The 11488-nt window shown below is 36.6% G+C and carries 12 protein-coding genes; 5 read left to right on the plus strand and 7 right to left on the minus strand.

Annotated elements, in window-relative coordinates; translation table 11 throughout:
- Positions 1 to 22: 22 nt before the first annotated feature.
- Both ABFX33_RS13860 and ABFX33_RS13865 read left to right on the plus strand, forming a co-directional pair.
- Positions 23 to 1006: an alpha/beta hydrolase gene (locus ABFX33_RS13860; RefSeq protein ID WP_257090259.1), complete on the plus strand. Its 984-nt coding sequence runs from the start codon at positions 23 to 25 to the stop codon at positions 1004 to 1006.
- A gap of 139 nt (positions 1007 to 1145) precedes the next feature.
- Positions 1146 to 2036 (plus strand): nucleotidyltransferase domain-containing protein, encoded by an 891-nt coding sequence (locus ABFX33_RS13865; protein ID WP_346086487.1) that lies wholly within the window; start codon positions 1146 to 1148, stop codon positions 2034 to 2036.
- A 44-nt stretch (positions 2037 to 2080) separates the two neighbouring features.
- Here ABFX33_RS13865 and ABFX33_RS13870 read toward each other — a convergent pair whose 3' ends face one another.
- The 4 genes from ABFX33_RS13870 to ABFX33_RS13885 form a co-directional block, all read right to left on the minus strand.
- Positions 2081 to 2743, minus strand: coding sequence for a hypothetical protein (locus ABFX33_RS13870; RefSeq protein ID WP_346086488.1), 663 nt, complete (start codon positions 2741 to 2743; stop codon positions 2081 to 2083).
- A gap of 887 nt (positions 2744 to 3630) precedes the next feature.
- Positions 3631 to 4134: a GNAT family N-acetyltransferase gene (locus ABFX33_RS13875; RefSeq protein WP_346086489.1), complete on the minus strand. Its 504-nt coding sequence runs from the start codon at positions 4132 to 4134 to the stop codon at positions 3631 to 3633.
- A gap of 102 nt (positions 4135 to 4236) precedes the next feature.
- Entirely contained in the window at positions 4237 to 4824 is a 588-nt protein-coding gene (locus ABFX33_RS13880) for a Crp/Fnr family transcriptional regulator (protein ID WP_346086490.1), read from the minus strand.
- Positions 4825 to 5031: 207 nt separating this feature from the next.
- The gene (locus ABFX33_RS13885) at positions 5032 to 6213 is read right to left on the minus strand and encodes an MFS transporter (protein ID WP_257090266.1); all 1182 of its coding nucleotides are present in this window, start codon (positions 6211 to 6213) and stop codon (positions 5032 to 5034) included.
- An 85-nt stretch (positions 6214 to 6298) separates the two neighbouring features.
- Here ABFX33_RS13885 and ABFX33_RS13890 point away from each other — a divergent pair, with 85 nt between their 5' ends.
- The gene (locus ABFX33_RS13890; RefSeq protein WP_257090267.1) at positions 6299 to 7150 is read left to right on the plus strand and encodes an AraC family transcriptional regulator; all 852 of its coding nucleotides are present in this window, start codon (positions 6299 to 6301) and stop codon (positions 7148 to 7150) included.
- Positions 7151 to 8194: 1044 nt separating this feature from the next.
- Here the strand turns inward: ABFX33_RS13890 and ABFX33_RS13895 are convergent.
- The 3 genes from ABFX33_RS13895 to ABFX33_RS13905 are packed head-to-tail and all read right to left on the minus strand — an operon-like array spanning position 8195 to position 9677.
- Positions 8195 to 8878 (minus strand): ATP-dependent Clp protease proteolytic subunit, encoded by a 684-nt coding sequence (locus tag ABFX33_RS13895; RefSeq protein WP_346086491.1) that lies wholly within the window; start codon positions 8876 to 8878, stop codon positions 8195 to 8197.
- A gap of 12 nt (positions 8879 to 8890) precedes the next feature.
- Positions 8891 to 9163 (minus strand): hypothetical protein, encoded by a 273-nt coding sequence (locus ABFX33_RS13900; protein ID WP_257090268.1) that lies wholly within the window; start codon positions 9161 to 9163, stop codon positions 8891 to 8893.
- Positions 9144 to 9677: an RNA polymerase sigma factor gene (locus tag ABFX33_RS13905; RefSeq protein ID WP_257090269.1), complete on the minus strand. Its 534-nt coding sequence runs from the start codon at positions 9675 to 9677 to the stop codon at positions 9144 to 9146. The genes ABFX33_RS13900 and ABFX33_RS13905 overlap by 20 nt, the downstream gene beginning before the upstream one ends.
- Before the next feature lie 369 nt (positions 9678 to 10046).
- Here ABFX33_RS13905 and ABFX33_RS13910 point away from each other — a divergent pair, with 369 nt between their 5' ends.
- The gene (locus tag ABFX33_RS13910) at positions 10047 to 10673 is read left to right on the plus strand and encodes a Pr6Pr family membrane protein (protein ID WP_346086492.1); all 627 of its coding nucleotides are present in this window, start codon (positions 10047 to 10049) and stop codon (positions 10671 to 10673) included.
- Positions 10674 to 10973: 300 nt separating this feature from the next.
- Positions 10974 to 11423 (plus strand): hypothetical protein, encoded by a 450-nt coding sequence (locus ABFX33_RS13915; RefSeq protein ID WP_346086493.1) that lies wholly within the window; start codon positions 10974 to 10976, stop codon positions 11421 to 11423.
- Positions 11424 to 11488: the final 65 nt, after the last annotated feature.

An 11488-nucleotide genomic window follows, 5' to 3' on the forward strand; every position in this document is an offset into this window, starting at 1 on the left:
GTTAATCATTAAAATTCTAATTATGGCACAGAACATGAAAGCGGAAAACGATCCGCAAATCCTTTTGGATATCCGAGAATTTTTGAAAGCGCTAAATAATAGCGGCGGTAAACCATTAGAAACATTGACACCCGAAGAGGCAAGACAAGTACTAGTCGATGCACAAAAATCAGTAAAAGTCGACTATTCTGGTATTACCGAAACAGAAAGAGAAATTACGCAGGACGGATTTACAGTGAATATACATATTGTAAAACCAACAAATGCTGCTTCCGAAAACCTTCCCGTATTTATGTTTACGCACGGCGGCGGTTGGATATTAGGAGATTATCCAACACATCGGAGATTAGTACGGGATTTAGTGGTAAATAGCGGTGCAGCTGCAGTGTTTACAGATTATACGCCTTCGCCTGAAGCCCAATACCCTGTTGCTATCAACCAAATATATGCCGCTACGAAATGGGTCTCTGAAAATGGCGCTGAAATTGGTGTAGATGGTCAAAATTTGGCTGCTGCCGGAAATAGTGTTGGTGGCAATATGACTGCTGTTCTCTGTCTAATGGCCAAGGACAAAGCTGGTCCAGAGATAAAATTTCAATTGTTGTTATGGCCGGTCACAGATGCCGATTTCTCTCGTGAGTCTTGGCAGAAATATGCTGAAGGACGATTTCTTACAGCGCCGTTAATGAAGTGGATGTGGGCGAATTATCTACCGGATACCGCAAAACGTAAAGAATATTATGCAACACCTTTCAATGCTTCTATAGAACAGTTGAAGGGACTTCCGCCGGCATTGGTGCAGCTAGCGGAAAACGATATCCTGTTTGACGAGGGATTAGCCTATGCTAGAAAATTAGATGAAGCAGGTGTCCCAACTACTATTCAAACTTATAATGGGTTTATTCATGACTATGGATTATTGAATCCTTTGGATCATATCGAAGCAGTGAAGCTTTCAACAGAACAGGGCGCGCTAGCGCTCAAAAAGGCGCTATTTAGAAAGTAGCAGCAAGTGAATTTTAGATTAAGGTATATATTTTATTCGGTGATGGCGTAAAAGTTATATTAGAATAAAGTATATACCTTTATTGTCTGGTAACGAACTGTTTACATTCACATTTGAGATTAAAAAAATAATGAGTTAGATGAAGTACATAGTGAAAGATATCATAAGTTTGACAGATAGGAAGAGACATTTTATTGAACGCTTTGTTGATGATCTAAGCGCGATAGAACACATTGAGGCGATTGCATTGGGGGGATCACATGCGACGGGAAGAGTAAATGAAAACTCCGATATTGATATAGCCATTTATTATAACGAAAAGCAGCCTTTTTCAATCCAAGGCATCAGAGAATTTGTGAAAAAATACACAATGGATGATACTCCGGTAGTCGTTGGTTTTTATGAATGGGGACCATGGGTAAACGGTGGCGCTTGGATGCATACAGAAGTAGGAAAAGTAGATCTTTTATATAGAAATATAAATCAGATTGAAAATACGATTGACGAAGCACAAGTGGGCAAATGGGAAAACCATTATGAACAACAGCCACCTTATGGATTTACATCAATGATTTATTTAGCAGAATGTATTGCTTGTATTCCTTTGTATGATGCAAAAGGTATTATAAATCGGTTAAAGCGGCTGGCCACAAAATATCCCCAGGCATTAAAAGAAAGTGTGATAAATAGGGCTCTCTGGTCAGCAGAATTTACATTGGCGCATCTTGATGGCTTCACTTCAAACAAAGACATGTACAATCTGTCGGGAAGCTTTGCCCGTATATTGAAAAGTTTGGTGGAAACATTGTTTGCATTAAATGAAACATATCCTATCAGCGACAAGTATGCCATCCAATTGCTTTCAAAGGCAAAAATTACGCCTCAAAATCTTGAAAATAAAGTGAATGCTATTTTGACTTTGGATATAAAATCCTTGGAAAAAAATACAGCCGAATTGAAAAATCTATTTAATGATGTAGTCCTTCTCACCAAGGGTTTATATCACCCAAAATTTGATTTTAAGAAGTAATACAGATCGGACCTATTTGAATATCACTGGAAATAAGAGGTAAATTATGTTGCTTTAGTATCTTCGGTATTTTTGGCTGCTGTTTGCACAACTTTTGGGGCCCTGCTTTTGGCGGGTGATTTAACTGCAGCTGTTTTAGGAGCTGGTGAAGTTATTTTTGTAGGCGCGACCTTAGACTGTTGTTCGGTTGAACTAAGGGTATTTTTGGCTGCTGTTTGCACAACTTTGGTGACCCTGCTTTTGGCGGGTGATTTAACTGCAGTTGTTTTAGGAGCCGGTGATATTGTTTTTGTTGGTGCGGGCTTAGGCTGTTGTTTGGTTGAACTAGGTGTATTTTTGACTGCTGTTTGAGCGACTTTAGGTTGTTGATTATCTACGTTTGTCGTTTTAGTAACTGGTTGAGCATCTTTAATTAGTGTTTTTTTAGCTGATGCTTTAGGTGTATTTTCTTTGATAGGAGTAGACTTACTCTTATCAACAACAAGTTCTTTTTTTATAAGTTTTTCTTTTGCTGACTTAACGCTTTTTTTCTTTAAATCCTTACTTTTAATACCTTCTGTCAATAATTTGGCGGTTTTTTCTATCCGGTTACGAAACTCCTTTTCGCTTAAATGGGCACGCAAATACTCGATTGCACCCTGTAGATGAATAATTACTTGATTTTTTAATTCTTTTTTAGGAGATTGAATTTTCGCAGATTTTGCCATAATTTATTATTGTTTTCGGAATTAACATAAATATAACATTAATTTAAGCATAAATACAATAAGTGAAAATAAATTTTGTTGACCAATAACCGATATATTGAAAGGGCTTTCTACTCGTATCTGGGAATATTCAATAAAAGTTGAAATTGTAATAGTTACATAGCATTTAATATCATAGTCTTCAGTATGATTAATAGTCTCAAGTAGCGTTTTCATAATTTTATCTTTTATACGATTGGGAATTTGAGTGATTTTTAAAATTTTCAAGAATTCAATTTGGGCTAAATTCTATTCATCTTCAATAATTTTATCAAATAAGCTCCATTTGGTATGATCTCCTGCATTTTTTGATAAACTTATTTCGTCATTAAATCGTCGCAACTAGTCACTATTTTTTCAACAAGATACCAGTACCTTTTAAGTTTGGCTAAACAATTCGAGATAAGCACATGCTTGTCTAAGATTTGAACATATAAAATACATAACAATGCCAAAAAGATATTTTCTTGTTCCGTTAATAGGTTTGTTCCTTATGGGTAAATCCATTTTTAGTGTTTACAGTTTCAGATCGGAGGTTGGAGATCGCCATAGCCCAGCAATGGAAGATTCAATAGTGACAGCAAAATTAAACCGTATTATAAAGAAATATAGGGAAATTGATAAGTCTAGATTCGTATTTATGGACAAATATGATAGTAACGCCTGTTATCAAGGATCAATAGGGCTAATCTCTTTAGACCCAGTTAAAAATTAGCTGTTACCGACGGAGCCAGGTTTCATCTTACGATGAAACCTGGCAAATTTGATGATGTGAGATGGTCGCATACTGGAGACGGTCAGTGTATACCAATATTCATGATTTCATGCTTTAAAGCCAGTACGATGCCTCATAACGCTAACTTACTATCAAAATCTGAGCTGACAAGAACGACTGATGTCTCAATTTGTCGCAAGGGGATATTCCAATATTTCCGCAGTAATTCTTCTTTTTCTATATGGCTAACTTGACGAAAGCCGTTTTTTACATAGAAACCAATTACCCAATTGGCATTAGCCCAAGTGCCAATTAGGATGGGCTTATTTGTAAGTGTTGAAAGGTGTTTTAACAATTTGCCACCAATTCCATTGTTTCGGGCTGTCGTCCTCACATATGCGTGGCGGATTAGGGTCACATCTGATTTGTGTTGAATCCCCATTACACCAAGTATAGTGTTATCTTTGTGATAGCACCAAAATTCAACCCCATCAGCAATTTGTTCCCGCAACTCGTGTTCATCCATATAAGGCTCTTTCCACCGGTCTTCAGGTATCTTACCCTTGTAAGCTGTAGATGCATCGTTAATAATTTCGTAGATCGTATCGAATTCTGAATTTAGACTCTTACGTATCATATCCCTTGACATATAATTCATGAAATATTTTCTTTTGTTATTTTATAAATCAAAGTTATAAGACTGAGATCGCATAGTGCTTTACATATGTTGATAAAAATATTATTTTAACTGCTTACGAATTCTGCTAAGCTGAGTGGGGGTAATACCGAGATGGGAAGCGATATCCCGTAAGGGTACGTAATTCTCTATATTAGAATGACGTTTTAAAAATTTCTCATATCTAATTTGAGCTTCCTCCATGACGATGGATACTTCTCGTTCTTCTTTATCGATGACCCAGTTCTTTTCAAGATAATGAATATAAAAGGATTTTAGGTCGTCTGTTTGGAAAAGCAGTTCTCTGAACTTTTTATAGGAAAGACTCAATAATGAACAGTGGGTTATGGCTTGAAGGGTAAATTTTGAGGGACGATTTAGAATGCAGGAAACTGTGGATGCGACAAAGTCACCCCCAACGGCAATATTCTTGTTATAAATTTGTCCCTTTTCATCACTTATATATGCTCTTAAATAACCTGTGTGCAAAAAGCAAAACTCCCGCCCAATGGAACCCTGTTGCACAAGTACTTGATTTCTTTCGAGGTTCACAACTGTTGCTATTTTTAAAAGATTCTCAAATGAAACTTGTGAAATTTTATGATATGAGTATATTTTTTCCTTAAAGAGTTGTTTCAACGATTCTTCCATAGGGATAAAAATAGCAAATTTAAGATAGTAGTAATTGCGTCGTGTAAATTTTGTGTTTGTTTTATAAAGTATCGATTGTGCTTTCTATTGTCGTTTATTTCTATAACAATTCTTTTATTAAATTATGTTAGAATACACAAAAGCAACCTTTCCGTTGCCGGAGGTTGCTTAAGTTACACCACAAAGCAGCTGATATCGTTTCAACGTTTATTCACAGACCGATGGAGCAAGTTTTGCGTGCATTGTCTCTTCACTTTCTGTATTTTCTTTTGGAAAACTGACGAAACTCATAGCGAATGTTACAGCGAGCAACAGAATACTTACCCATAAAACATAATGAACTCCGTAATATGCACTTATTATTCCACCGAGAAATGCACCTAAGGATATGCCAATATTGAATGATGAAGTAAGTAAGCTATTGACAAATTCTAAGGCATGATGAGGAACAGACTGTGTCGTTCTAATATTTGAAACTAAAAAGCCTCCCGTATGAATCATTCCCCAAAGGGAAACAATAACGACCATTGGCGTGAAGATTCCACCAAGGTAGTAAGCTAAAACCTGTACTGTAATTAAAGAAGCCAAAAATAGTCTTGCAGTCAATAGCACATTTCTATTCAGGGCTAATCCCATAAGCCAGTTTCCTAAAGTTCCCATGCCACCAAAAAGAAGCAACATGATACTGATCTGTGCTCCATCCATTTTTGTAATTTGCTCAAGATAGGCGGTAAGATAAGTATAACTAGAAAACATTGCTGCTAATGTACAAATGGTAGAAATCAGATTGAGCCACAATTGCGGGCTTTTTAGAACAGACATCTGATTCTGTGCAGATTTTGTGTTATCTGCAGGGATCGAAGGTATGAAGAGTAATAGACCGATAAAGGCAATCAAACTGATTGCGCTACTGAGGAAGAACGAAGCCTGCCAATTGTGGAAGAGATCTACAGCATAGGTCGTTAATGGAATACCTAATACTGTAGCTAAGCTTAGCCCTAACATCACTGTAGAAACACCTTTTGCACCACTGTTTTTAAAAGCTATGGCAATAGAGATATTCCAGAATAGGGGATGTAAAATGGCTGGTAGTATACGGGCGACCATGAGTACCGAGAAATTTGACGAAAATGCTGAGATTAAGTTTGAGAAAACGAATATGCTCATGACCAAACACAAAAGGAGTTTTCGATTTATTTTGGTCGTGAATGAAGTGATAAAAGGAGAGGAGACTGCGACAGTTATGGCAAAAGCACTAAGCAACCACCCCGCAGTATCTATCGATACGTGGAATTGCCGACTAATTGTCGGAAGGATGCCAACTATCCCAAATTCAGTGGTGATTATGCCAAAGGCGCCCAAGGCCAGGACGTAGATTGAATTTTTCATTGATGTCTAAAATTTATGTATAGCAAATTTGAACAGAAAAATTCTGAAAAATCAGTATATTTTAATGATAAATAGGTATTTTTACATGATGAAACGTGAGAATATCGACCAACTTGTCAAAGTAGAACATCATAAGGAGGTAAACTGTCCACTAAAAGACAATCAGTTCTCTTTTTTTCAAATCATATATGTGATTTGCGGAAAAGGATTCCTTAAGATAAATAACAATACAGCCTCATACAGCGAAGGCAGCCTGATCCTCCTTACACCAAATGATCAGCACTATTTGGAAGTTGTCGAGAAAACGGAACTTTTGCTTATCAAGTTTAGCGAACGTTATGTTAAGGATTACAAATGGAACAGTATTAATTCTATGGAGTGCCTATTATACGGTGCTTCCTATTTGTCGGGCTGCATCTTACAGAATAAACCTGATGTTATTTTGGTTGATTCGATTGTATCGTCGCTTCTTCATAATATCAATCATCCAGACCTCTTTCATGAAGAGCTGACACTACACTATGTGAATGCTATTATTGTAATTGCTGCACGCAATATTTCAAAGATGAGAGTAGAGCATGTAGCCTCGAATACAGACAAGAGGGCCTTGGATATCATTAATTATATCCAAGGAAACATCCATGATCCAGCGCTGCTAAAGGTTTCTTCCATAGCACAAAAATTTGGTTTCTCTGAAAGCTATCTCGGTAGCTACTTTAAAAAGCAATGTGGTGAAACTATCCAGCATTATATCTTGAATTATAAAATAAGATTGATTGAGCATAGGCTTCTTTTCAGCGATATGCGGGTTAATGAAATTGTTTCCGAATTTGGATTTTCCGACGAAAGCCATCTCAATAAATTCTTTAAAAAGCGGCATGTAATGAGCTTGACTGAATTCAGAAAGACAAAAGGACAAACAGCGCTACAAGCGTAAATAAGACATCGGAGCTACCTGTACCAAGAAATTCGATAGCAAACGAATGATAGAGCGCTTGAATAAATGATTAGAATTGATTTGCGATAAATATATAAGTGGAAAATAGTGAAACATCTGAATAGTTTCGGGACATAGTAGAAAAGGCAGTACTTCGTAGGGAAAAGCTGAAAGAGATACTCATTGTTTTTTCTAAAGACGAAATAATTAGGTTTCAGGAAGAATTTGTGGATACTTCTATTGAATTACAGTGTGAACCATATACTGATTATATGGAAGAGTCTGAAGATGGGATGGGACGAATAGTCATGTCATAAGAACGAAACGCTATACATCAAATATAAGATTGTGGTTCGTTGTGGTGAAAAATAACGTAGTTTTAAATTGAATTTAACGTTAATCTGTGATCAACGCTTTGAAAAAAGTCATAGAAATGATTGAAACTACTTAACGGAGGTTCATATTTTGAATGTATACTTGGAAATATATGAAAAAAATTATCTTTAGGTTTTCGCTGTTTAATCTTCTACTATGTGTTATATTATTTATCTTTTATAGAATTGTTATTGGTGGATTAGAGCCTGCCGGTACAACTCTTTTTGATAGTTTTCTTATTATTATGGATTTGTTTCTAAGTCTTGGGTTTTCAATGCTATATGTTGTTGCTATTTGCGTTAGTACCTTGTTGTTTTTTCTAAATCAAATTGAAAAAATTAGAAACAGTTATTTTTTGTCCTTATTGACATTTTCAGGAATTCCGTTTTTGTGTGTTGTTTTTCTAACTGTCACTGTTTTGGTTGATATTTACCAATATAGTGTAACACTGATTCCATTAAAAATACTGTTATACTTTTCAATAATCTATTTACTATGTACTGTTGTTGAATTTCTAGTGTTCAGAAAGAAGCTTAGAAAAGTAATAGATAGCTGATTTGAATATAGATGTGGAAAAGCTAATTATATACCTTCGCTAGCTAATATAATAATCGTTATTGACTGGAAATTGCCAATAACGATTGTATACTATCAATGACTTAGAGCTCATTAGGTCAAAACTTCGTCTATTATTCCAAATTCTTTTGCTTCGGCTGCGACCATCCAATGATCTCTGTCACTAACATCGTGAACTTTCTGATAGCTTTGGCCGCTATGCTTGGCAATAATATCATAAAGTTCTTTTTTTATTTTTAAAACTTGATTGGCAGTAATTTCAATATCTGATGCCTGTCCTTGCACACCTCCTAACGGTTGGTGCAACATGACACGTGCATGCGTCAGCGCGCTTCGTTTGCCCTTAGCGCCACCACAAAGTAATATTGCACCGAAAGAAAGGGCCATGCCGGTACAGATTGTGGCAACATCCGGACTAATTAATTGCATGGTATCGTAGATACCAAGTCCAGCATAAACTTCACCGCCTGGAGAGTTAATATACATGTGAATATCTTTTTTGGGGTCAACGGACTGAAGGAACAATAGTTGGGCTTGTACGATATTTGCAATATTGGGTTCGACAGGAGCTCCCATAAATATAATACGGTCGATCATTAACCTGGAGAAAACATCCATCTGTGATACTCGCAACTCGCGTTCCTCGGTAATATAGGGTGTCATTGCATGGGGGATACTGGAGCTTTCAATATGTGCAATGTAATTATCTACCCTTTCTTTTGGGACATAGCAGTGCCCGGCCGCAAATTTGCGGAACTCATTTTTGTCAATATTCATGATTTTGGAGATTTATGGTTTTCTAAACAGCCGCATTACTTTTTGGCTAAAACGTATGTATTTGGGTTGTGTAAATAGTGTTTGATGTATAGCTTCAATTTCACTTTTTAACTGCTTGCGACCATATCCTTGTATGGCTTCGTAAGCTTTTTGTTGCATGATTACTTTCTCCGCCAATTCCTCGTCCAGCAACAAATGGGCTTCGAAAAGCAATATTTCACTAGGATGGTTTGTGCCTAGGAGATGAGTTTCTATCTGTTGGGTTTCATTCCATGAAGTCGTCATAAACCAAGGATTTTTCTTTAACAGTTTCTCTCACTTTCTCTAAGCATTTGTATTTTTGAACAGTAGCACTGCGGGTTCCTGAATACCCGAATTCATCTGCGATCTCTTGAAGTGACATCTGGTCATAGTAAAAGCTTTTTAATAAATCCATACATTTGCGTCCTGCAGTCTCCAGGAAGCGAAGCAGTCGTTTACTTGAAGGAGACTCATCGTTCGCTAATGGGATTTCAATATGATCTAAGGGTAGGTTCTGGCTCGTTTGATAATAACGTTTCAACCAGAGGTTTTTGGCTGTACCGACTAGATATCCAATATCATTCGTCAATACAGTTGGAGTCTGCGTAGTCTTTTCATAATATACCACCAAGGCGTCTTGAAATACATCCTTGGCTTCATCAAAGTTTCCTCCCATACGACTGACATATTTGGCGACTGCTGGAAATGCACTTTTATACAGATCCATTATAAGCGTCTGTCGCCTCATGGCTCGATTTGAATTACTAATACTGTGCATAGTATAATTATCTTTTATAACAATGTACCAATTGTGGTCAAAGTATCACCTTTTATTTTGAAAAAAATTATCTTTCTTTTCGGACTATTACAGTCAACATGTAGCTTAATCTTTTAGATTTTGCTATCTTCCTGGTATTTCCTAATTTTTATGACAACGATTACCCATCTCTATGCAGACTGACTATTGATTCAGAAGATGCAGTACGTTGATAAAGCTAACGATTTTTTGCACGAATATAAATTCATTAATAGGAAATAAAACTAACCTCAAGGGAGCAAGCCGTTAGATGCAATGTTTGGATTTACTTATGACGAGCCTTGGAATTTAGTCGATAAATTGCCTATTTTTAGGTAGTAAATAAAGAATATGATTTTGTCTCAAAGAAGCCTTGCTGCTTTCATCGCAATATTAAGCTGGACCGCTATTGGTGCTCAGTTTTTAATTAGTTGCAGCAATTCCTCTATTGCGATTAGCGAATTAGTCGTGAGGTTCTTTAGTTATTTTACAATCTTGACAAATCTCATGGTTGCGATTTGTTGTACTAGTATCGTACTGTTTCCGAAGAATAAAATAGGGCTCTTTTTTGCGAAACCGACAACAATCACAGCAGTGACATTGTATATTCTGATTGTTGGACTTATCTATAACCTGATACTTCGTTTCCTGTGGCAGCCTGCTGGAATAGCTAGGATTGTGGATGAAATGCTCCACTCACTTATTCCCATTTTGGTTCTAATCTATTGGGGGAGTATGATTGATCAGCGTATTATACACTGGAGATCTATATTTAACTGGTTATTGTACCCCTTTGTCTATTTGCTCTATACTTTGTGGCATGGAGCGCTTTCTGGATTTTACCCTTATCCTTTTGTAGATGTTTCTGAGCTGGGTATGAATAGCGTACTAACAAATAGCGTGATTATAACTGTGGCCTTTCTGCTAATAGGATTACTCTTAATCCGAATAAATAGACGAATAGCCCAAAAAAGGTAGTAAATGCACACGGACTAAATCCAATCGAAATATACTACGAATATATTTTTATTTGCATCAGGAAGGAGCTAGTCTATAAAAATTTTCTGTAGTATCTATAGATCGAGTCAAGTCTGTAAGATCTATCTGGACATATAATATATGCTTAAAGATGGTTATATTTAAAGTTATATAATCCGTGCCATGGTGATAGCCGACAAAAGAAAGCCCATAAGAAAGTTGACGATAAGATTAATGCTTCTGTGTATTATTTTAAGTCTATGTGGATGTGCTTCGTTGAAGCAGACGAGCCCAGATAGTATGCATGAAATTTCGGAACTACAGCTCTTCGATGGAACTTATGAGAATCTAACAAGTGATCATGAGGGGAGCGAATTTTCGTCTCTATGGAATCAGCTTATCCTGAAAAATGAAATTGATACGTTGGATTTCAAGAACGCGAAAATAAGACTCAAGGCAATCGGAAGGAGCCAAATCAAAGCAACTTGGTTGGATAGAGGTCTCGAAAAGAAAAGCATTGTGCTAAAAGGAAAGTTAAAAGGCAATTATTTCGTATCTCAGCATAAGCGTACCATCATACCTATCCCACTAATATATGGAATGATCCAGAATAACCAATTCCAACTCTGGTTGGACCAAGATAGCCAGTTGCATGTGGATAGGCTGCAGAATAGGTGGGGCTGGATATTTGTTTTCCTAGCGGGAACAGATAATACGTCTAACTACAAATACATAAAGGTGAAGGAATAGGAACGTAATCGAGTTTTGGTAGTATTGGTGAAGCTTAGCTATTATTAATTGATGCCATCAAAATT

The organism is Sphingobacterium ginsenosidimutans (assembly GCF_039536865.1).
Taxonomy (GTDB): domain Bacteria; phylum Bacteroidota; class Bacteroidia; order Sphingobacteriales; family Sphingobacteriaceae; genus Sphingobacterium; species Sphingobacterium detergens.